The 20,971-nt window shown below is 52.1% G+C and carries 19 protein-coding genes and 1 tRNA gene; 10 read left to right on the top strand and 10 right to left on the bottom strand.

Annotated elements, in window-relative coordinates; translation table 11 throughout:
* Position 1: 1 nt before the first annotated feature.
* From Q4579_RS21885 to lolB, 6 genes are all read right to left on the bottom strand, one after another.
* Positions 2 to 75: transfer RNA gene (locus Q4579_RS21885), tRNA-Met, on the bottom strand.
* A gap of 268 nt (positions 76 to 343) precedes the next feature.
* Positions 344 to 1,435, bottom strand: coding sequence for a redox-regulated ATPase YchF (ychF, locus tag Q4579_RS21880; protein WP_211646059.1), 1,092 nt, complete (start codon positions 1,433 to 1,435; stop codon positions 344 to 346).
* 71 nt (positions 1,436 to 1,506) lie between these two features.
* Complete coding sequence (gene pth / locus Q4579_RS21875; protein WP_211646058.1) at positions 1,507 to 2,097, bottom strand: aminoacyl-tRNA hydrolase; 591 nt, start codon at positions 2,095 to 2,097, stop codon at positions 1,507 to 1,509.
* Between the two features lie 126 nt (positions 2,098 to 2,223).
* Positions 2,224 to 3,171 (bottom strand): ribose-phosphate pyrophosphokinase, encoded by a 948-nt coding sequence (locus Q4579_RS21870; RefSeq protein WP_211646057.1) that lies wholly within the window; start codon positions 3,169 to 3,171, stop codon positions 2,224 to 2,226.
* Between the two features lie 31 nt (positions 3,172 to 3,202).
* On the bottom strand, positions 3,203 to 4,066 hold the full coding sequence (gene ispE, locus Q4579_RS21865) for a 4-(cytidine 5'-diphospho)-2-C-methyl-D-erythritol kinase (RefSeq protein ID WP_303566972.1): 864 nt from the start codon (positions 4,064 to 4,066) through the stop codon (positions 3,203 to 3,205).
* Between the two features lie 17 nt (positions 4,067 to 4,083).
* Positions 4,084 to 4,770, bottom strand: a complete 687-nt coding sequence (gene lolB / locus Q4579_RS21860) for a lipoprotein insertase outer membrane protein LolB (protein ID WP_303566971.1) — start codon at positions 4,768 to 4,770, stop codon at positions 4,084 to 4,086.
* A gap of 282 nt (positions 4,771 to 5,052) precedes the next feature.
* On the opposite strand from lolB, the gene hemA reads away from it, so the two are divergent.
* The 6 genes from hemA to kdsA all read left to right on the top strand — a co-directional run bounded on the left by hemA (position 5,053) and on the right by kdsA (position 10,501).
* Positions 5,053 to 6,315, top strand: a complete 1,263-nt coding sequence (gene hemA / locus Q4579_RS21855; RefSeq protein WP_303566970.1) for a glutamyl-tRNA reductase — start codon at positions 5,053 to 5,055, stop codon at positions 6,313 to 6,315.
* 101 nt (positions 6,316 to 6,416) lie between these two features.
* On the top strand, positions 6,417 to 7,505 hold the full coding sequence (gene prfA / locus Q4579_RS21850; protein ID WP_303566979.1) for a peptide chain release factor 1: 1,089 nt from the start codon (positions 6,417 to 6,419) through the stop codon (positions 7,503 to 7,505).
* Entirely contained in the window at positions 7,505 to 8,350 is an 846-nt protein-coding gene (gene prmC, locus Q4579_RS21845) for a peptide chain release factor N(5)-glutamine methyltransferase (protein ID WP_303566969.1), read from the top strand. Before prfA ends, prmC begins: the two co-directional genes overlap by 1 nt.
* Positions 8,351 to 8,402: 52 nt before the next feature.
* The gene (locus Q4579_RS21840) at positions 8,403 to 8,783 is read left to right on the top strand and encodes a SirB2 family protein (RefSeq protein WP_211646052.1); all 381 of its coding nucleotides are present in this window, start codon (positions 8,403 to 8,405) and stop codon (positions 8,781 to 8,783) included.
* Positions 8,784 to 8,788: 5 nt separating this feature from the next.
* A complete protein-coding gene (locus tag Q4579_RS21835; RefSeq protein ID WP_303566968.1) occupies positions 8,789 to 9,604 on the top strand; it encodes a SirB1 family protein in 816 nt (271 codons plus the stop codon).
* A 42-nt stretch (positions 9,605 to 9,646) separates the two neighbouring features.
* Entirely contained in the window at positions 9,647 to 10,501 is an 855-nt protein-coding gene (gene kdsA, locus Q4579_RS21830; protein WP_211649892.1) for a 3-deoxy-8-phosphooctulonate synthase, read from the top strand.
* A 129-nt stretch (positions 10,502 to 10,630) separates the two neighbouring features.
* On the opposite strand, the gene Q4579_RS21825 is transcribed toward kdsA, so the two are convergent.
* Positions 10,631 to 12,514 carry a methyl-accepting chemotaxis protein gene (locus tag Q4579_RS21825; RefSeq protein WP_303566967.1) on the bottom strand — a complete coding sequence of 628 codons (1,884 nt, stop codon included), beginning with the start codon at positions 12,512 to 12,514 and terminating at the stop codon, positions 10,631 to 10,633.
* A gap of 363 nt (positions 12,515 to 12,877) precedes the next feature.
* Here Q4579_RS21825 and Q4579_RS21820 point away from each other — a divergent pair, with 363 nt between their 5' ends.
* Positions 12,878 to 14,242, top strand: a complete 1,365-nt coding sequence (locus Q4579_RS21820) for a Na+/H+ antiporter NhaC family protein (protein ID WP_303566966.1) — start codon at positions 12,878 to 12,880, stop codon at positions 14,240 to 14,242.
* A 94-nt stretch (positions 14,243 to 14,336) separates the two neighbouring features.
* Here Q4579_RS21820 and Q4579_RS21815 read toward each other — a convergent pair whose 3' ends face one another.
* On the bottom strand, positions 14,337 to 16,220 hold the full coding sequence (locus Q4579_RS21815; RefSeq protein WP_303566965.1) for a methyl-accepting chemotaxis protein: 1,884 nt from the start codon (positions 16,218 to 16,220) through the stop codon (positions 14,337 to 14,339).
* Between the two features lie 603 nt (positions 16,221 to 16,823).
* Here Q4579_RS21815 and ushA point away from each other — a divergent pair.
* The 3 genes from ushA (at position 16,824) to Q4579_RS21800 (ending at position 19,781) form a co-directional block, all read left to right on the top strand.
* Positions 16,824 to 18,491, top strand: coding sequence for a bifunctional UDP-sugar hydrolase/5'-nucleotidase UshA (gene ushA, locus Q4579_RS21810; protein WP_303566964.1), 1,668 nt, complete (start codon positions 16,824 to 16,826; stop codon positions 18,489 to 18,491).
* A gap of 144 nt (positions 18,492 to 18,635) precedes the next feature.
* Positions 18,636 to 19,109 carry a Cys-tRNA(Pro) deacylase gene (gene ybaK / locus Q4579_RS21805; RefSeq protein ID WP_303566963.1) on the top strand — a complete coding sequence of 158 codons (474 nt, stop codon included), beginning with the start codon at positions 18,636 to 18,638 and terminating at the stop codon, positions 19,107 to 19,109.
* Between the two features lie 42 nt (positions 19,110 to 19,151).
* Positions 19,152 to 19,781, top strand: a complete 630-nt coding sequence (locus Q4579_RS21800) for a LysE family translocator (protein ID WP_303566961.1) — start codon at positions 19,152 to 19,154, stop codon at positions 19,779 to 19,781.
* On the opposite strand, the gene smrA is transcribed toward Q4579_RS21800, so the two are convergent.
* Positions 19,778 to 20,359 (bottom strand): DNA endonuclease SmrA, encoded by a 582-nt coding sequence (gene smrA / locus Q4579_RS21795; protein ID WP_303566960.1) that lies wholly within the window; start codon positions 20,357 to 20,359, stop codon positions 19,778 to 19,780. The genes Q4579_RS21800 and smrA overlap by 4 nt on opposite strands.
* Before the next feature lie 120 nt (positions 20,360 to 20,479).
* Complete coding sequence (locus tag Q4579_RS21790; RefSeq protein ID WP_303566959.1) at positions 20,480 to 20,623, bottom strand: DUF3149 domain-containing protein; 144 nt, start codon at positions 20,621 to 20,623, stop codon at positions 20,480 to 20,482.
* Between the last annotated feature and the right edge of the window lie 348 nt (positions 20,624 to 20,971).

The following is a 20,971-nucleotide window of genomic DNA, read 5'->3' as shown; positions in this document are numbered from 1 at the left end:
GTGGCTACGACGGGATTCGAACCTGTGACCCCATCATTATGAGTGATGTGCTCTAACCAACTGAGCTACGTAGCCATCATGCCGATTCAGCCAGCATTTCGCTGTTGCCATTGAACTGGCGCTGTCTCGGGAACGGGGCGCATTATGCTTACCCCAGCTTTGAGCGTCAATAGTTTTTTTAAGAATCCCTACAAAATCTGCCTGTTCGGTGCTTATTTGGACGAAATGGCCGATTGCCATGCTAGGTGAGTGATTTGGCGGGTAAAAAAGCATCAATCCGAAGTGCGGAATCGAAAAAGGGCCAGCAATGCTGGCCCTGAATCGGTTCGTTTTTGAAGCAGAATCAAACGTTGAAACGGAAATGAACCACATCGCCGTCTTTCACGATGTAATCTTTACCTTCCAGACGCCATTTACCCGCATCTTTTGCACCGTTTTCACCATTGAATTCGATGTAGTGATCGTAGCCGATCACTTCTGCGCGGATGAAGCCTTTTTCAAAATCGGTGTGGATCTTACCAGCAGCCTGAGGTGCAGTTGCGCCGACAGGAATGGTCCATGCGCGAACTTCTTTCACACCAGCGGTGAAGTAAGTGTGTAGGTTCAGCAGCTCGTAACCCGAGCGGATCACCCGGTTCAGGCCTGGTTCTTCAATGCCGAGATCAGCCAGAAACTCTTCACGATCCGCATCATCCAGTTCTGCAATTTCAGACTCGATCGCAGCACAAACAGCAACAACAACCGCGTTTTCTTTACTGGCATGCTCAATGACAGTGTCCAGGTACGGGTTGTTTTCGAAACCATCTTCACTGACATTGGCAATGTACATGGTTGGTTTCAGCGTCAGGAAGTTCAGGTAATCAATCGCTGCTTTTTCTTCTTTTGCCAGTTCAACTGAACGGGCCATGCCGCCTTCAGTCAGGGTTGGCAGCATTTTTTCCAGCACTGTGATTTCAAATTTTGCGTCTTTATCGCCACCTTTCGCACGTTTCGCTAAACGCTGAATCGCACGCTCACAGGTATCCAGATCCGACAGTGCCAGTTCAAGGTTGATGACTTCGATATCTTCAAGTGGGTTGATCTTGCCGGCAACGTGCACGATGTTGTCGTTTTCAAAACAACGAACAACATGGCCGATCGCATCAGTTTCACGGATGTTGGCCAGGAACTTATTCCCCAGACCTTCACCCTTGGACGCACCGGCAACCAGACCAGCGATGTCAACGAACTCCATTGTGGTTGGCAGAATCCGCTCCGGATTCACAATCGCAGCCAGTTTATCCAGACGCAGATCCGGCACAGGCACCACGCCTGTATTTGGTTCGATTGTACAGAACGGGAAGTTGGCAGCTTCGATGCCCGCTTTTGTCAACGCGTTGAACAGTGTGGATTTACCTACGTTTGGCAGGCCCACGATACCACATTTAAAACCCATGGCTTGAAACCCTATAGTGATGCTTCCGGCATCCCGCATGGCTGCGGAATGGTGAAAAAGTCAGATTAATCTTACTCGGCTTTGAACGAATGAAGCCGGTTTTGTGCTTTGGTCAGGCCATCTTTCAGCCAGAGATCAAGGCAGCGCACAGATTCGTCAACGGCAGCGTCAATCATTGACTGTTCGCCCACCGGGGCTTTGCCTAAAACAAAACCTGTGACTTTGTTTTTGTCTCCCGGATGGCCAATGCCCACCCGAAGACGATAAAAGTTTTTGTTATTGCCCAGTTTGCTGATGATATCGCGCAAACCATTGTGGCCCCCGTGACCACCGCCCAGTTTGAATTTTGCAATCCCCGGCGGAAGATCCAGCTCGTCATGAGCAACCAGAATCTCTTCAGGTGAAATCTGGAAAAAGTTGGCTAGCGCCGACACAGATTTCCCGGACAGATTCATAAATGTTGTTGGAACCAGCAGGCGCAGATCATCACCATTCAATTGGATCCGGCCGGTCAGACCGAAATATTTCGGATCGTTTTTCAGGGTGATGTTGTGGATCCTTGCCAGTTCTTCCACAACCCAGGCACCGGCATTGTGGCGTGTTTTGGCATATTCCGGACCTGGGTTTGCCAGGCCAACCAGTAAACGGATTTTTTGACTCACGCTGGTCTCTCTATGTCATCGGGATCAAAACGCGCGCTATGTTACCACTGCTGCGGACATAAATAAAAACAAACACGCCCCGCACAGGGCGGGGCGTATAACAGAACTTTCTCAGAGGTTGAGCGATTAGTGCTCGAACATCGCAGAGATAGACTCTTCGTTGCTGATACGGCGAATGGCTTCAGCCAGCATACCGGACAGGGTCAGTACAGACACTTTGCCAGTGTCCAGCATTGCCTGAGACAGCGTAATCGAGTCTGTGACGATCACTTCGTCGATCACAGAGTTCTTGATGTTTTCCGGCGCGTTGCCAGAGAAAACCGGGTGAGTCGCGTAAGCAAATACACGCTTGGCACCGCGCTCTTTCAGTGCTTCAGCTGCTTTACACAGCGTGCCGCCGGTATCGATCATGTCATCAACGATGATACAGTCGCGACCTTCAACGTCACCGATCAGGTGCATCACCTGAGAGACGTTGGCGCGTGGGCGACGCTTGTCGATGATGGCAATATCCGTGTCGTCCATCAGTTTGGCCGTTGCACGGGCACGCACAACGCCGCCGATGTCCGGGGAAACCACGACTGGATCTTGCAGGTCTTTGGCCAGCATGTCTTCCAGCAGCACCGGAGAACCGAAGATGTTGTCAACAGGGACATCGAAGAAGCCCTGAATCTGCTCTGCGTGCAGATCAACAGTCAGGACGCGGTCTACACCCACGTTAGACAGGAAGTCAGCAACAACTTTAGCCGTGATAGGAACACGTGCAGAACGAACGCGGCGGTCTTGGCGGGCATAACCAAAGTAAGGGATAACTGCAGTGATACGACCGGCGGAAGCTCGACGTAGGGCGTCGATCATTACAACCAGTTCCATCAGGTTATCGTTGGTCGGGGCACAGGTCGATTGAATGATAAAGACGTCGCTGCCGCGAACGTTTTCATTAATCTGAACACAGACTTCACCATCGGAGAAACGGTTCACTGTCGCGTCTCCAAGTGAAATGTAAAGACGGTCAGCGATGCGTTGGGCTAGCTCTGGTGTAGCGTTACCAGCAAACAGCTTCATATCAGGCACGGGGTAAACCTCAGTTGCGTCCAAGTTGTATTTACTGACTTTCCGCAGCATGTTCGTTCAGGGCATGGATCAATGGCGATTGATTCATCCCTTTGGCGACAAAGCCTTGGAGCCAGTCGGGTAGTTTGTTCAGAGTTGCAGTAGCCGCTTGCTGAGTGCTAAATTCAGCAAAAACACAAGCGCCAGTGCCGGTCAATCTAGACGGCGCGTATTCTAACAGCCACGAAAGCGCCATATCAACCTCAGGGTAAATTCTTCTCACGATTTTTTCGCAATCGTTTTCGTATTGGCTGTCCAACAGCACGGATAACGGCCGTTTCGGGGTATTTCGCGTTAAATCAGGTGCAGTGAACACATCTACGGTTGCGATACTGACCTGTGGCTTCACCACCAGATACCATTTTTCTTCAGGTTCCGCAGGCTGCAATAATTCCCCGACACCTTCTGCAAAGGCGCTGAAACCGCGGACAAACACAGGCACATCAGCGCCCAGCGCCAGCCCGAGCCCTGCCAGTTCATCGGCGGTAAACCGGGTTTGCCACAAGGCGTTCAGCGCAACCAGTGTGGTGGCCGCATTGGAGGAACCGCCACCTAAGCCACCGCCCATCGGCAGTACTTTATGGAGCTGAATATCGGCGCCAGCGGTGATTCCGGCTTGCTTTCGTAACGCATCTGCTGCCCGGTAAATCAGGTTATCTTCAAGTTTGACCCCGTCTACTGCAGGCGTCAAAGTAATGACGTTATCTTCCCTGGGGGTCATGGTGAGCGTGTCGCCATAATCCAGAAACTGAAACAGGGTTTGCAGTTCATGATAGCCATTGGGCCTGCGCCCGGTGATATAAAGGAACAGGTTCAGTTTCGCGGGTGAGGGCCAGGTTGTTGTTGTCAGATGCATGTTGGATGCCATGAAGGTTAAGGTTGAACTTGCCAGCGGTTGATCAGCAGCGTGATGCGAATGTCGCCTTGTGATAAGACCAGACGACTCGGCAGGGCTGGTGTTGCGGATTCATCATAGACGTTGTAATCCAGTTGCCAGAGCTGACTGCCGACCTGCTTGGCCAGATAAGCCACACGATTTTCCGCATTGAGCTGATAAGTGTCAGCACCGCTCGGCAGGCCGATCAGCCAGTCGCGCATCTGATTCACGGGCAATGAAATGCCAGTCAGTTTCAGCACCAGTGCAGCGGCGTCGGGCCCCTGATAGCGTTTGCCGTCGTTATCAATCAACACCGCCCGGCCCGGCTGCGTATCCAGTTTGAGTAAGGTGGTTCCTAAAAAGTTGGTCAGCCGGAGGTGATCCGCGCCGGTCTCATTTTTCCAATTCAGATTGGCGGTGAACCGTTGTTCCGGACTGATATAGCCCAGCTTGCCAGTGGCCTGATAGCCAGAAATTGTCTGAAGCGCTTGTTGATGGATGTCCCAGCTCGTGACGGGCTGACCGGATTGGGAGGTGGTGGTGCAACCCGACAAGATCAGCAGAAAACTGCCGATGACGCGTGTTTTACCCGCTCCTGAACTTTTTTTGTTTTGGTGTTTTCCTGCCGCAAAACCAGCGGCGAGGGCAAAAAGAGGTGCGGTTACTTTTTGCATCAATTGCATACATTTCCCCGAAAGATCAGCCGATGCTGAATTTCATTTTTCTTGATTAATCATTGCATCAAGCGGTTATCATAACATGACTTTCTTTTCAGAATCTTTCCACTTTGTTCAGCCATGACATTTTAGAAAATTGCCTGTAAAGTCAGGTTTTTTATCCTTGGCGAATGCACTGAAAACGTGTTCAGCCAGACAGAATCAACGCATATCCTTTTATTACGCAGGGTCATCAAGTAAAATGCCCCGCTGGATCTTTCGCATCGAGAAGTAGGTAACACCATCTCCATGACCTTGCTTGCATTAGGAATCAATCACAAAACAGCGTCTGTAGACCTGCGTGAACGTGTTGCCTTTTCGCCGGAAAAAATGACTGAAGCGCTGCAAACGCTGGCTCAGCACCCGGAGGTTCACGGCGGTGTGATCGTTTCGACCTGCAATCGAACGGAGATTTACTGCGATGTGTCTCATCGTGGTCCGGGGATCATGATCGACTGGCTCAGCCGTTTTCATCAGATCTCTGCTGAAGAACTGATGCCGAGTCTTTATTACCATGAAGAGCAGGCAGCAGTCCGGCATTTGATGCGAGTGGCCTGCGGGCTTGATTCTCTGGTGCTAGGTGAGCCGCAGATTCTGGGGCAGGTGAAGCAGTCTTATTCTGAATCCCGTGATTATGACACCATGGACGGGATGCTGGAGAAACTGTTCCAGAAAGCCTTTTCCGTGGCGAAGCGGGTCCGGACAGAAACAGATATTGGTGGCAATGCGGTGTCGGTTGCTTTTGCAGCCTGCACGTTAGCCCGACAGATTTTTGAGTCGATGAGTGAAGCCCGCGTGCTGCTCATTGGCGCAGGTGAGACCACGGAACTGGTCGCACGTCATATGGTGGAGCATGGTTGCCGCAGTCTGATGATTGCCAACCGTACTCAGGCGCGGGCACAGGCACTGGCCGAAGAGTTTGGGGCCGAAGTGCTGACGCTGCCTGAAATCCCGGAGCATATTCACCGGGCAGACATTGTAATTAGTGCCACGGCAAGTCCTTTACCCATTCTTGGCAAAGGCATGGTCGAAAAAGCACTGAAAATGCGTCGCCATCAGCCGATGCTGCTGGTTGATATTGCTGTGCCAAGAGACATTGAACCTGAGGTGGGCGAACTGGATGACGCCTATCTGTATACGGTGGATGATTTGCAAACGATTGTTGAACGAAATCGTGAGCAGCGGAAAGTTGCGGCGATTCAGGCTGAGGCCATTGTCAGTGAAGAGAGTGCAGCCTTTATGCGCTGGCTTCGTTCACTGGAAGCGGTTGATAGCATCCGTCAGTACCGTTGTTATGCGGATGATGTGAAAAACGAACTCTTAAGCCGGAGCTTACAGGCGCTGGCCAATGGCACTTCGCCAGAGAAAGTTCTGGCTGAGCTCAGTAACCGGCTGACCAACAAGCTGATTCATGCGCCAACCAAAGCAATGCAGCAGGCCGCCCATGATGGTGAGCCTGAAAAGCTGGCTGTGATTCGCGAAACCCTGGGGCTGGATGTCCTGAAAGATTAACCGGGCGGATTGACGCCGGTAAACCGAATTTGATTGATAAATTGGCCTGCCGCTGGATGATCAGCCGCAGGCCGTGATTTAGGTCTGATGTTGTCAACATGATGAAACCGTCCATTTTAGCGAAATTAGAATCTCTGGTTGAACGCCACGAGGAAGTGCAGCACCTGCTGGGTGATGCCACCATTATTGCCAACCAGGATAAATTCCGTGCGCTGTCCCGTGAATATTCACAGCTGGAAGAAGTCAGCCAGTGTTTTCGGGCTTACCAGCAGGTTCAGTCTGATCTGATCACCGCAGAAGAAATGGCCGATGAGGATGATCCTGAGCTGCGTGAGATGGCACAGGAAGAACTCAAACAGGCCAAAAGTGAGATTGAGCGTCTGGAAGATGAACTTCAGGTGCTGTTGTTGCCAAAAGATCCCAACGATGAGCGCAACTGCTTTATTGAGATCCGTGCCGGGGCGGGCGGTGATGAAGCGGGTATCTTTGCCGGCGATCTGTTCCGGATGTACAGCAAATACGCGGAAAGCCGTCGCTGGCGTGTCGAAGTGATGAGTGCCAGTCAGGCGGAACATGGCGGTTATAAAGAAATGATTGCCAAGATCAGCGGTGAAGGTGCCTATGGTGTGCTGAAGTTTGAATCCGGCGGTCATCGCGTTCAGCGTGTTCCGGCAACTGAATCGCAGGGGCGCGTGCACACTTCAGCCTGTACTGTGGCTGTGCTGCCTGAAATTCCGGAAGCCGAAATTCCTGAAATTAATGCCGGTGATCTGAAAATCGACACCTTCCGTGCCTCGGGTGCCGGTGGTCAGCACGTCAACACCACAGATTCAGCCATCCGGATCACTCACTTGCCAACAGGCATTGTGGTGGAGTGTCAGGATGAGCGTTCTCAGCATAAGAACAAAGCAAAAGCGATGTCTGTGCTGGCAGCGCGTATCATCAAAGCTGAAGAAGAGAAACGTCAGGCGGAAGAAGCCAGCACCCGACGCAACCTGCTGGGCTCGGGTGACCGTTCAGACCGGATCCGGACTTACAACTATCCGCAGGGACGGGTCTCGGACCACCGTATCAACCTGACCATCTACCGCCTGAATGAAGTCATGGAAGGTGAGCTGGCCAGTTTGATCGAGCCTGTATTGCAGGAACATCAGGCCGACTTGCTGGCTGCGATGGCTGATCAGGGCTGATGAATCCTTCTATTGAAGCGGCCTTGAAACAGGCTGCTACTCAACTGACCCAAGCCGGTTCGGACAGCCCGCACATTGATGCGGCTGTTTTGCTTTGCCATGTTCTGGACAAACCGCGCAGCTACCTGCTGACCTGGCCGGAAAAAGCGTTGACGGATGCAGAAAATACTGCATTTCAGGCGCTGCTGGCGCGCCGTCAGCAAGGTGAACCGGTGGCTTATATTGTCGGGGAACGCGAGTTCTGGTCGCTGCCTCTGAAAGTGGCCCCGCATACGCTGATTCCAAGACCGGATACCGAGCGGCTGGTTGAACTCGCACTGGAGAAAATTCCTGCAGGTGCTGCCGTGCTGGATTTGGGCACCGGGACCGGAGCGATTTTGCTTGCTCTGGCTTCTGAGCGGCCAGATTGTCGCTTTACCGGCATTGATTTGCGTCCGGAAGCGGCGGCACTGGCAGAAGAAAACCGTCAGCGACTGCACTTTGAACATGTCCGGATTTTGTGCGGTAGTTGGTTCAGTCCGCTGTCTGACGATGAGCGATTCAGTGTCATTGTCAGTAATCCGCCTTATATCGATGAAACCGATCCGCATCTCAGTCAGGGCGATGTTCGTTTTGAGCCTCGCAGTGCGCTGGTGGCGGAAGAGGCCGGATTGGCGGATATTCGCTGGATCTGCGACCATAGCAGACGATTTTTAAATCCGGAGGGCTGGCTGTTGCTGGAGCATGGCTATCAGCAGGGCGCGGCCGTCCGGGAAATATTTGACACACTGGGTTATCAGCACGTGATGACCGTTCAGGATTATGCAGGCCAGGACAGAGTAAGCTTAGGCTGCTGGTCGGACTGATGGAGACCTTCCGGTCAATATCATTCATGGAAACGATAAAGAGAAAAACCAGATGTACATAGCACTAAAACATTTTCATTTAACGATTATTGCGATGAGCGTGCTGCTGTTTGTCGTTCGTTTTGGCCTGATGATGGCTGATTCGCCCTTGATGCAGAAAAAAGTCCTGAAGGTGACACCACATGTCGTAGATACCTTCCTGCTACTCAGTGGGGTCGGACTCATTGTTTATACCGGCTTCATGCCATTCAGCCCAGGTGCGGACTGGCTGAATGAGAAACTGACCTGTGTGCTGGCTTATATTGCACTGGGCTTTTTTGCGCTGAAGTTCGGGAAGAACAAGGTCTTCAAGACTTTTGCATTTTTAGGTGCACTGGGCTGGCTGGCGATGGCCGGCAAACTGGCGGTCACTAAAATGCCGCTGCTGGGGTAAGACAGATGCACTTTACTGAAGTAAGCAGCCGCAATTACGAAGCCATTACGCTGGTGGATGGTGCCATCGATATCATGATGGATCTGGAGCCGGGTTTTCCGTCTCAGTGGGTTCGCCTGCAACTGGATAAGCTGGTTCAGGACGCTGAAGCGGCTTTGATGACTGAAACCAACCCGCATTTACGTCTGGAAGGGCTGATCCGCCTTTTCTATCACGAATGGGGCTTTTGCGGGGACCGCAATCAGTATTACGCGGCAGAAAATGCCTATCTCGACAAGGTCCTGGAACGTCGTAAAGGCATTCCGGTGAGTCTGGGCGCGGTACTGATGTATGTTGCGCAGCATCTGGAATTGCCGGTGTCCGGTGTGGCTTTTCCGACCCAGTATATTTTGCGTGTCGACTGGCCGGATGCGCCGGTTCAGTTCATCAATCCGTTTGATGGTGAGTTTGTGAGCCAGCAAACCTTGGGGTCCTGGCTGAAAGGTCACAAAGGCCCGCTGGCGCCATGGCGCGACAGCTATCTGACGCCGACCAGCCACACCGATGTGCTGGCTCGCTGGCTGACGGTGCTGAAAAGCGCGCTGCTGCGTGAAGAACAGTACGCTGATGCACTGCGCTGCAGCGATCTGGCATTACTGCTGCGACCCGGTGATCCGCATGAAATCCGCGATCGGGGCTATATTTATCAGCAACTGGAATGCAGCCATGCCGCGGCGATGGACTACAGCTATTTCATTGAGCAGTGTCCGGAAGATCCCGCAGCGGAACTGTTGAAGCTTCAGGTAAAAGTATTGAATGCGCAGGCACCGGTGCTTCACTAAGTGCCGGTGACTGAAAAGAATCACAAAGAAAAGAAGAGAAGCATCATGGAACAGAAAGTGGTTCGTATTGGCGATATCGACGTCGCGAATGACAAAGCCTTTGTCCTGTTTGGGGGCATGAATGTCCTGGAGTCTCGTGATCTGGCGATGCAGATCTGCGAGCATTACGTCAAGGTGACGGAAAAGCTGGGCATTCCTTATGTATTTAAGGCTTCTTTTGATAAGGCGAACCGTTCATCGGTTCATTCTTACCGTGGTCCGGGTATGGAAGAAGGCCTGAAAATTTTTCAGGAACTGAAAGATACCTTTGGCGTGAAAATCATCACCGATATCCATGAGCAGTATCAGTGCCAGCCCGTGGCGGATGTGGTGGATGTGATTCAGCTACCTGCGTTTCTGGCCCGTCAGACTGATCTGGTCGAAGCCATGGCAAAAACCGGTGCCGTGATTAACGTGAAAAAACCTCAGTTCATGAGTCCGGGGCAGGTCGGCAACATCGTCGAGAAATTTGCTGAGTGTGAGAACGATCAGATCATTCTGTGTGAGCGTGGTGCGCTGCATGGATACGATAATCTGGTGGTTGATATGCTGGGCTTCGATGTGATGAAGAAAGCTTCCAAAGGCAGTCCGATTATCTTTGACGTTACTCATGCACTGCAATGCCGTGATCCGCTGGGTGCTGCATCCGGCGGTCGTCGTGAGCAAACAGTTACACTGGCGCGTTCCGGAATGGCGGCTGGCATTGCTGGCCTGTTTATGGAAGCGCATCCGAATCCGAATGAAGCGCGCTGTGATGGCCCGTCTGCATTCCCGTTGGATAAGCTGGAACCTTTCCTGAGCCAAATCAAACAGCTCGATGATCTGATCAAAGGCTTTGATGCGATTGAAATCGACTAAATCGCAACAAACTTCATGTGCGAATCGCGCTTGAAATACAGGTGAAGCCAAGAAAAACAAAAGGGGTGTCTGACGACACCCCTTTCTATTTTGTGTTCAGAAAGCCGGTGACTGACCGGCTTTGTGGCATTACAGCTTAAATCGGCTGATTTCCTGTTGCAGTTCGTGAGACAGATCAGACAACTGCGCGGCCTGTTGGGCGGCTTCACCGGCTTCCTGCGCCAGCTCATTCGAGACATCCCGGATCCCTTCGGTATTACGGGTGATCTCAGACGTCACAGAAGACTGCTCTTCCGCCGCTGACGCAATCTGCGTGGCCATATCGCTGATATTGGTGATGGCAGAAATGATCTGAGTCAGGCTGGCTGAAGCTGAGTTGGCATCATCCACGCTGGTCTCCGCCAGACGGCGGCTGTCATCCATAATTCCGACGGCACGGCCTGTGGTCTGCTGCAGGGTTTCAATCATCTGCTGAATTTCCTGCGTCGATGCATGAGTGCGCTGGCTCAGCACACGCACTTCATCTGCCACCACGGCAAAACCACGACCCTGTTCACCGGCACGGGCCGCTTCAATGGCCGCATTCAGTGCCAGCAGGTTGGTCTGCTCTGCGATATTCTGAATAGTCGACAGAATGGTGGTGATACTTTGCGCGTGATGATTCAGCTCGCTGATGACATCCGTTGCGGTTTCCACTTCACCGGCCAGACTGGTTGTGGACGACTGACTCTGTTCAACCTGCTCTGCACCATGTTCGGCCGCTTTCACGGTATCCGTTGAAGTGCGGGCAGTATTGTCGGCATTGCCGGCAATTTCCTGCGTGGCTGCCGCCATTTCATTGATGGCTGTGGCCACCATGTTGATTTCATCCTGCTGGTGGCGGATGCGGGTGCTGCGCTCTTCCGCCTGAGAAGCGGTCTGGTGCGCCTGTGAACTCAGTGACTGAGAGACATCCCGCAGGCGCATCACCATGCCGTGCATGTTGCCGACAAAACGGTTGAAGTTGTGGGCCAGCTGGCCGACTTCATCATCGCTGCGTGGCTCCAGACGCTGGGTCAGATCACCTTCACCGGTGGCAATTTCAGCCAGTGCGTCAGACACTCGGCCCAGATCGCGGAACAGGTAACCGACCAGCCAGGCCACAGCGGCCAGCACAGCCAGCGTAATCACGATTGAGGTCAGGATCAGTCGGGTCAGCAGTTCGCTCTGGCTGGCTTCTTCGGTCGCCTTGTCCATTTCCAGACCTAAAATCCACGGTGTACCGGGGACTTCGGTAAAGTAGAACAGCTTGGCTTCTCCCTGAATGGTTTCATGCACAAGCGTTCGGGTGCTGACGGCTTTTTGAATGACGCTTATACTGAGCGCAGCATCATACTCACTGATCGGTTTGAGCAGCAGAGATTGATTGCGGTGTGCCAGAAACGTGTTGTCCTGAGTATTGATCAGCATGGCTTCTGCATTCTTGCCGGCATCCAGACTGATCACATCGGAAATCAGCTGATCAATCAGAACGTCAGAACCGATGACAGCAGCTAATCGCCCGTTTTTGTTCACAGGCTCTGCCAGCGTGACCAACAGTGCATTGGTAATGGCATCGCGGTAAGCCGTGGTAATAATAGGTTTGTTGGCTTTTTGTGCATCGATGTACCACGGACGCTGACGTGGATCATATCCGGCACGGTTTCGCTCCGGATAGGAGCGCACCATACGGCCTTCCGTTGTTCCGAAATAGATTTCATCAAAGCCAGCAGAATTTCGCGCTTGCTGAAGATGCGGTACGGGCGCGTCAGCATCCAGATAGGGTTTAATCGCGCTGGTGACGCCACGACGAATTTCTACCCAGTCGCTGATCCCTGCGGTTGCTGTTTTGCTCAGGCTGTCTGCTCGGCTGAAAATACTGTTTTGTGTTTGTTGATAAAGTTGGTTTGCGGCCAGCCAGGTCAGCGCGGTTGCCATAACCACGACGGCAGATAAGCTGGCACCTATGAGTTTTTGCTTTAGGGTCAGTTTCATGATGAGTCTCGATGGATGGAACAGAAGCTGAAATTGATGCTTTCTCATTTGTTGCACAAAAAATGTGACAAATGGAGAAAAAGAATCCTGAGAATTCTATATAGCTATACGACTGTTGTATATGTAAATTTAAGGGTTTGATCTGACTGATAATTGACAGTAATAGGATAAAAATTTGTCATTCCTGCCGATTGGCCAGATATTCAGCGTATTGTATATATGCGGAGGGATATGCATAAAAGTTAATTTGGCGGCGTGAATTTCAATGTCATGCATATGGATGTTTAGACGTCTAGAAGTTGACACGTGTGGATGCAGCAATTAGTCTAGGCGACCCATTTATCAGTATGCCCTGTAGTCATTATGTCGTACGACCACACACAATCCTCTTCTGACCCCATCAAACCGTCTGCACTGGCGTTATTGCCACTGGCTGTTTTTCTGGCTTTGTTTATCGGTGTCGGGAGCTATCTGACCTGGCAGGATGTTGACTTTGCTTTTTATCAGTTGCCTGCGCCGGTTGCCGCTTTACCGGCTGTGTTGCTGGCCATTTTGCTGAGCAAAGACAAGCTGAATCAGAGCATTGAAAGCTTTATGCGTGGGGTCGGACACAGCGACATCATTGCAATGTGCATGATTTATCTGCTGGCGGGTGCGTTTGCCGCTGTGGCTAAAGCGACCGGCGGTGTGGATGCAACGGTAAATCTGGGCCTCTCGCTGTTACCTGCCAGTCTGATTCTGCCTGGGATTTTCGTGATTGCGGCCTTTATTGCAACGGCGATGGGCACATCAATGGGAACCATTGCGGCGGTTGGCCCTGTCGCATTGGGGATTGCAGAAGTTGCCGGGCTGGATAAAGCCCTGACGGCTGGTGTGGTCCTGAGCGGCGCGATGTTTGGTGATAACCTGTCGATTATCTCGGATACCACGATTGCCGCCACCCGCTCGCAGGGATGTGCGATGCGCGACAAGTTCCGTGAGAATATTGCTATTGCGTTACCGGCTGCGATGGCTGCGATTCTGTTATTCCTGTTTCACTCAACCCCATCTGAAGCGCCGACGGTCCCCCAAATTGAATGGCTGAAAGTTATGCCATATCTGACTATTCTGGTTCTGGCTGTCGCGGGTCTGAATGTGTTTGTCGTGCTCAGCCTTGGACTCATTCTGGCGGGGAGCGTTGGATTACTCTCGGTGTCGGACTATGGTCTGGCAAACTGGGGGCAGGATATCTATGCCGGATTCGGCAATATGCAGGAAATTTTCCTGCTGTCGATGCTGATTGGCGGGCTGGGGGAACTGATGCGTCGTCAGGGCGGTCTGGCGTTTCTGACCCGACTGATGAACAAGCTGATTGGGGCTTTCAGCAAGAATAACGGCGGAGAGCCATCGCAGCGAGCCAGTGAACTGGGCATCGCTGGCCTGGTCAGCCTGACCAATGTCTGTACGGCAAATAACACCGTCGCCATTATTGTTGCCGGGGGCGTTGCCCGTGAGCTGGCGGAGCAAAACAGCGTCACACCGCGTCGTTCTGCGAGCCTGCTGGATATTTTCTCCTGCGTGATTCAGGGGATCCTGCCCTATGGTGCGCAGGGGCTGTTGCTGGGTTCGGTATTCGGCTTATCGCCACTGGCAGTGGTCAGCCATTCTTACTACTGTTTCTTCCTGGCAGCCAGTGCGTTGATTGCTGTGTTTGTGAAGCATCAGCGGCGAATGGCTGCGACAGCATGAGTCTGAATCACCCGGCATAAAAAAACACCCCGACATGGGGTGTTTTTGCAAAACGTTCAGAATCATCCGTAATACTGGCCGTCGAGGGCAGAAATCAGAGCTTGAATCGGCTGATTTCCTGTTGCAGTTCGTGCGACAGTTCAGACAACTGCGCCGCCTGCTGGGCTGCTTCCGTAGCTTCCTGCGCCAGCTCATTCGACACATCCCGGATCCCTTCGGTATTGCGGGTGATCTCCGACGTCACAGAAGACTGCTCTTCCGCAGCAGAAGCAATCTGAGTGGCCATATCACTGATATTGGTGATGGCAGAAATGATCTGAGTCAGGCTGGCTGAAGCCGAGTTGGCATCATCCACACTGGTTTCCGCCAGACGGCGGCTGTCATCCATGATCCCGACGGCACGACCTGTCGTCTGCTGCAGGGTTTCAATCATCTGCTGAATTTCTTGCGTGGACGCATGGGTGCGCTGGCTCAGCACACGCACTTCATCGGCCACCACGGCAAAACCACGACCCTGTTCACCGGCGCGGGCCGCCTCAATGGCCGCATTCAGTGCCAGCAGGTTGGTCTGCTCTGCAATATTCTGAATGGTCGACAAAATGGTGTTAATGCTCTGCGCATGATGATTGAGCTCGCCAATCACACCGGTTGCCGTTTGTACTTCTCCGGCCAGACTGGTGGTGGAATGCTGGCTCTGTTCGACCTGTGCGGCACCATCTTCCGCCGCTTGCACGGTTTCTGTGGACGTGCGGGCCGTGTTGTCGGCATTGCCGGAAATTTCCTGCGTTGCGGCCGCCATTTCATTGATGGCCGTGGCCACCATGTTGATTTCATCCTGCTGGTGGCGGATGCGGGTACTGCGCTCTTCCGCCTGAGAAGCGGTTTGATGTGCCTGAGAATTCAGGGACTGAGAGACGTCCCGCAGGCGCATCACCATGCCGTGCATGTTACCGACAAAACGGTTGAAGTTGTGGGCCAGCTGGCCGACTTCATCATCGCTGCGCGGCTCCAGACGCTGGGTCAGGTCGCCTTCACCGGTGGCAATTTCCGCCAGCGCTTCCGATACCCGACCCAGATCGCGGAACAGGAACCCAACCAGCCAGGCCACTGCAGCCAGTACAGCCAGCGTAATCACGATTGAAGCAAGGATCAGCCGGGTCAGCAGCTCGCTCTGGCTGGCTTCTTCTGTTGCTTTGTCCAGCTCCAGACCTAAAATCCACGGGGTGCCGGGGACTTGGGTAAAGTAGAGCAGCTTCTCTTTTCCTTTGATGGTTTCATTCACAAGGGTCCGGGTGCTGACCGCCTGATGGATGATGCTCATGCTTAAAGCTGAATCGTATTCGTTGATGGGCTTCAGCAGTAGCGATTTGTTTGGGTGTGCTAAAAAAGTGTTGTCCTGAGTATTGAGCAGCATCGCATAGGCATTTTCACCCACATCCAGACTGATCACATCCGAAATCATCTGATCAATCAGAACATCTGAACCTACAACCGCAACCAGTTGACCGTTTTTCTTCACAGGCTCGGCCAGTGTAACCAACAGGGCGTTGGTCAAGGCATCATGATATGCCTCGCTGATGATCGGTTTGTTTTCAGACTGAGCACTGATATACCAGGGACGAACACGCGGATCGTAGCCTGCACGGTTGCGTTCTGGATTTGAACGAACCATGTTGCCGGAAGGCGTTCCGAAATAGGTCAGGACAAACCCGCCGGCATCACGCGCTTGTTGCAGATAAGTCACTGGATCTTCTGCCTCGATATAAGACTTCATTGCCCCGGTAATATTACTGCGAATATGGATCCAGTCACTGATCCCTTTGGTTGCAGTTTTGCTCAGGCTGTCCGCCCGGTCAAAAATGCTGTTTTGAGTTTGTTCATGAAGTTGGCTTGCCGCCAGCCAGGTCAGCGCGGTGGCCATCACCACAACGGCAGACAAGCTGGCACCAATGAGTTTTTGTTTGAGCGTCAGTTTCATTTTAGGTCTCGACGAAGGAACGGATGCTATCAGCGATGTTTCTCATCAGGTTGCACAAAAGCTGTGACAAACAGACGAAACAACGCAGAGATTCTAATGAGTAAAACGACGCTTGTATGTTCAAACTTAAATATTAGATGCGGCTAATGTTGTGATGCCTTGGGTATATTTAGACTCCTGCAAGGCATAACTCTTCCGGATTCAATACATTAGAAAGATGTGAAACACGTGATGATTTCCTGAGGGAAATGATTGATAAATTTTTCAATTGTACAAATTATCACCGATCTGTAGGAGGGCAGAGGATGAGAGTGCGATGTTGTACTTTGAATGCTGTCAACTGGTGAATTAACCTTGTGGATGTCGGCGCTTGAAGCAATGTGACTTCGGTACATAAACGCGATGAAATCTTCGCTAAGGGTCGCAATATTGTTGCTATCTCCTTCAAATTCAAAAATGGTATCGATTGCATAGTGATCGCCCTAACACTCTGATGAAATCACTTGCCACCGTGAAGAGTGATTCCTTTACACTGAGCGCTGTTTTGGTACTGCCACCACCATGGAGGGGCGGCAACCTTGAAACTGCGTAAGGTGAAGACAAATGACAAAAAAACTGTTTACCCGCACGGCATTAGCTGCAGGTCTGTTCATGGTACTGACAGGTTGTGCAACTCAGGAGCAGGCTGTCGGCTGGCAGCAAGACCAAACTTATCAATTTACGATTCTGCATACCAATGATCACCATGGCCGCTTCTGGACGAACCGCGATGGCGAATATGGGATGGCGGCGCGCAAGACGCTGCTGGATCAACTGCGTACAGAAGTCACTGCACAAGGCGGTACCAGCCTGCTGTTATCCGGCGGGGATATCAATACCGGTGTGCCTGAGTCCGACCTGCAAAATGCTGAACCGGATTTCAAAGGGATGAATCTGCTGGGTTACGATGCCATGGCGGTGGGTAATCATGAGTTCGACAATCCAATTGAGGTTCTGCGCAAGCAACAAGGCTGGGCGAACTTCCCGATGCTGTCTGCCAATATTTATGACAAGGCAACAGGCGAACGCCTGTTTCAGCCGTACCAGATTTTTGAACAGCAAGGGATCAAGATTGCCGTTATCGGTCTGACCACTGAAGATACCGCTAAGATCGGTAACCCCGAGTACATTGGCAGCATCGAGTTCCGCGATCCGAAAACGGAAGCGCAAAAGGTCATCGCTGAACTGAAAGCGAACGAAAAACCGGATGTGATTATTGCGACAACCCATATGGGTCATTACGCCAATGGCAAACATGGCGTGAATGCGCCGGGCGATGTTGCTCTGGCCCGATTCCTGAAAGAAGGCGATCTGGATCTGATTGTGGGCGGTCACTCACAGGAACCTGTATGCATGGAAGGCCAGAATCTGGCGAAGCCGAGTTTTGTACCGGGTGATGAATGTCAGCCGGATCAGCAAAACGGCACCTGGATTGTTCAGGCCTACGAATGGGGCAAGTACGTCGGTCGTGCGGATTTTGAGTTTAAAAATGGTGAATTGAATCTGGTGAGCTACAACCTGACTCCGGTGAATCTGAAGAAGAAGATTAAGCTGGCTGATGGCTCTTCTCAGAAAGTCTTTGTGGCGCAGGAAATCCCGCAGAACGAAGACGTGAAAGCCTTCCTGACCCCTTATCAGGAACGTGGCCAGGCGAAGCTGAACATTCAGATTTCTGAGTCGAACGGCAAGCTGGAAGGGGATCGTAATGTGGTCCGGTTCCAGCAAACCAATCTGGGGCGTTTGATTGCCGCATCACACATGCAGCGTGCCAAAGCTGATTTTGCTGTCATGAATTCCGGTGGTGTGCGCGATTCGATTCCGGGTGGTGCGATTACTTATAAAGATGTGCTGAAAGTTCAGCCGTTTGGCAACATGGTCACTTATACCGATATGACTGGTGCTGAAGTGCTGGATTATCTGAATGCAGTGGCAACCAAGCCGGTGGATTCCGGTGCTTACGCGCAGTTTTATGGTCTGACGATGGAAGTTCAGGACGGCCAGGTTCACCATGTGAAAATTGGCGGCAAAGCGCTGAACCCAAGTCAGGTATACCGTTTCACCGTACCAAGCTTTAATGCAGCGGGTGGGGATGGTTATCCGAAACTGACCAATCATGCCGGTTACGTCAATACAGGCTTTGTGGATGCGGAAGTGCTGAAAGATTATCTGGAAGCGAATCGTCCAATCAATGTTCAGGCGTTTGAACCCAAAGGTGAAGTGGTTTACCGCTGATCGCGTTTCAGCCTGACTGCGAAAGCTCATCCGGTCGACGGGTGGGCTTTTTTATGGGCGCGGCACGAGCGATTTCCTGCTCATTCTGGCGCCGTGAGGCCGCTTGGGTATATAGTGATGCCGATGAATCTGTCGGAGGAAAGGATGACACCTGCAATTAATCTGGCCAAAAAACATAAGATTGCCCATCAAGTCCATCAGTATCAGCACGATCCCAACAACAGCAACTTTGGCATGGAAGCGGCCGAAGTGCTGGGACAGGATCCGGCGAAAGTCTTTAAAACCCTGCTGTTTGCCTGTAATGGGGATCCGAAACAGCTGGCAGTGGCAATCGTCCCTGTCGCTGGCATGCTGGATCTCAAAGCTGCCGCAAAAGCAGCGGGTGCCAAAAAAGCAGACATGGCGGATCCGGCTATCGCGGAAAAAACCACGGGCTACATTGTCGGTGGGATCAGTCCCCTGGGGCAGAAAAAACGCCTGCCGACCTTTCTGGATACCTCGGCCGGGCAGTTTGACACCATCTGTGTCAGTGCCGGACGTCGCGGCCTTGAAATTGAGCTGGCACCAGGCGACCTGTTGCAACTGACTGGCGGCGAACTCGCCCCGCTGGCCCGCTGAAGCGGTTTCCTTTTTTCATCCCTTGCCTGACAGGAGACACGGATGACTTTATCGATCTGGCTATCGTTGCTGATGATATGCATGCTGGGGGCCATGTCTCCGGGACCAAGCCTGGCTGTGGTGGCTAAACACAGTCTGGCCGGTGGCCGTTTACATGGGATAGCGACGTCCTGGGCGCACGCGCTGGGAGTCGGGGTGTATGCGCTGGTCACTTTGCTGGGACTGGCTGTCGTACTCAGGCAATCGCCGGTGTTATTTCAAGTGATGACGTACGCAGGCGCGGCTTACCTGACCTATCTGGGTTGGAACGCATTGCGCTCCAAGGGGGGCGTCGCGGCGAAGCTGACGGCGGGTCAGTGTGCCAGTCTGAAAGAAGCCGCGCGGGATGGCCTGATGATTTCCATCCTGAATCCGAAGCTGGCCCTGTTTTTTCTGGCTTTGTTCAGTCAGTTTGTGGCTGTGGGCAGTGAGTTGAGTGATCGCGCGATCATCGTTGCCACCCCTTTGCTGGTTGATGGCCTGTGGTACACCCTGATTGCACTGGTATTATCGCGCCCTGCGGTGCTGGAAGCGCTGCGACACCGTGCACAGTTGATTGACCGTTTATCGGGCATCGTGTTGCTGGCGTTGGCGTTGCGGGTGATCTGGCAGGCATCATTGCCTGCGTTTTAGCCCTGACGTTTCTGGTGGCGCTCTCTGTTTTCCAGCTTTCGCTCCGGGCTTTTCTTCAGCATCACATAAAGCGCACCATTGCCGCCATGCTGTCGTAGTGCAGAGTGGTAGCCCATCACATCACTGATTTGTATCAGCCAGGTTGCTAAATAGCTTTTCATTAGGGCGGGTGGATTGGAGCGTTCGCCTTTGCCGTGCACAATCAGCACGGTGCGAATATCCATTCGCTGACACTGTTTCAGGAAACTGAGTACCTCATCCCTGGCTTCTTTCAGGGTTTTGCGGTGTAAATCAAGTCGGGCCTGAATGTCGTATTTTCCCAGTCTCAGCTTGCGGATCACGCCATCCTGAACTCCGTCGCGTTTGAAATCCAGCATATCATCCGGTTTGACCCTGTTGGCATAATCCAGCGACAGATATTCCGGATCGCTGTCTGCCAGACTTTGCGCGGCGACCTGACGGGCAAGCTGAGCTTCAGAGACCTGATGCTTTTTTTCCAGGGTCACTTTGTCCTGTTCCAGCGGCGCGACATCAGCCATCATTTCACGGAACAGATCCAGTTCATCTTGATCAGACATGGTGCTGTATTTTCTACTGCGGAATTTAAAGCGATTATACGTGGCTGGCGGGGAAAAAAAAGAATCCTGGGGCCTGTCAGTTTCCGCAGGATTCAATCAAAGTTGGAGATAACGGGAACATTACTGCTGATTTTCATCAGCCTTCATTGCTTTATAGACGAAATAGCCGCCATAAAAAATCATCAGTCCCAACGCGCCGAAAATCACGATCATTGATGACAAACCGACTGGGTTACCGAAGAGCAGATCGAGCCAAAATTCCATGTGATATCCTCCGTCAGGAAACTAAAACCAAGCTTAAATCAGCATGGACAGCGGCTGGATGATCTGGATCAAGTCCGTTATCGATTGGTCGTTTGAATGCATATTTGGTGATTCATCTACAAAAAATGGCTGAAATGATGATTTCATAATCAAGTGATAAGCTTGGGCGGAAATTTTTTTTCCATCCCCTTGCGTTCGTTTGATTTGCCAGTATTATAGGCCACCTCGAAAGGCAATCAGCTTTTTGATGATTTCGGTAAAGCGAAAGCAGAATTATCGGTGAATAGCGCAGTTTGGTAGCGCATCTCCGGCTCTTGGGAATAGCGGACCAGAGGACCCCTCTGGAAC

The organism is Photobacterium sp. 1_MG-2023 (assembly GCF_030547945.1).
In the GTDB taxonomy this organism is placed as follows: domain Bacteria; phylum Pseudomonadota; class Gammaproteobacteria; order Enterobacterales; family Vibrionaceae; genus Photobacterium.
This window is presented reverse-complemented; position numbering and strand designations above follow the sequence as displayed.

Bases quoted from the DNA above. Each gene is read 5' to 3' on its own strand.
- ychF (WP_211646059.1), bottom strand. From the start codon at position 1,435: ATGGGTTTTAAATGTGGTATCGTGGGCCTGCCAAACGTAGGTAAATCC.
- ispE (WP_303566972.1), bottom strand. From the start codon at position 4,066: ATGCATCTGACAACAACAACCTGGCCCTCACCCGCGAAACTGAACCTG.
- lolB (WP_303566971.1), bottom strand. From the start codon at position 4,770: ATGCAATTGATGCAAAAAGTAACCGCACCTCTTTTTGCCCTCGCCGCT.
- hemA (WP_303566970.1), top strand. From the start codon at position 5,053: ATGACCTTGCTTGCATTAGGAATCAATCACAAAACAGCGTCTGTAGAC.
- prfA (WP_303566979.1), top strand. From the start codon at position 6,417: ATGAAACCGTCCATTTTAGCGAAATTAGAATCTCTGGTTGAACGCCAC.
- prmC (WP_303566969.1), top strand. From the start codon at position 7,505: ATGAATCCTTCTATTGAAGCGGCCTTGAAACAGGCTGCTACTCAACTG.
- Q4579_RS21840 (WP_211646052.1), top strand. From the start codon at position 8,403: ATGTACATAGCACTAAAACATTTTCATTTAACGATTATTGCGATGAGC.
- Q4579_RS21835 (WP_303566968.1), top strand. From the start codon at position 8,789: ATGCACTTTACTGAAGTAAGCAGCCGCAATTACGAAGCCATTACGCTG.
- Q4579_RS21825 (WP_303566967.1), bottom strand. From the start codon at position 12,514: ATGAAACTGACCCTAAAGCAAAAACTCATAGGTGCCAGCTTATCTGCC.
- Q4579_RS21820 (WP_303566966.1), top strand. From the start codon at position 12,878: ATGTCGTACGACCACACACAATCCTCTTCTGACCCCATCAAACCGTCT.
- Q4579_RS21815 (WP_303566965.1), bottom strand. From the start codon at position 16,220: ATGAAACTGACGCTCAAACAAAAACTCATTGGTGCCAGCTTGTCTGCC.
- ushA (WP_303566964.1), top strand. From the start codon at position 16,824: ATGACAAAAAAACTGTTTACCCGCACGGCATTAGCTGCAGGTCTGTTC.
- ybaK (WP_303566963.1), top strand. From the start codon at position 18,636: ATGACACCTGCAATTAATCTGGCCAAAAAACATAAGATTGCCCATCAA.
- Q4579_RS21800 (WP_303566961.1), top strand. From the start codon at position 19,152: ATGACTTTATCGATCTGGCTATCGTTGCTGATGATATGCATGCTGGGG.
- smrA (WP_303566960.1), bottom strand. From the start codon at position 20,359: ATGTCTGATCAAGATGAACTGGATCTGTTCCGTGAAATGATGGCTGAT.
- Q4579_RS21790 (WP_303566959.1), bottom strand. From the start codon at position 20,623: ATGGAATTTTGGCTCGATCTGCTCTTCGGTAACCCAGTCGGTTTGTCA.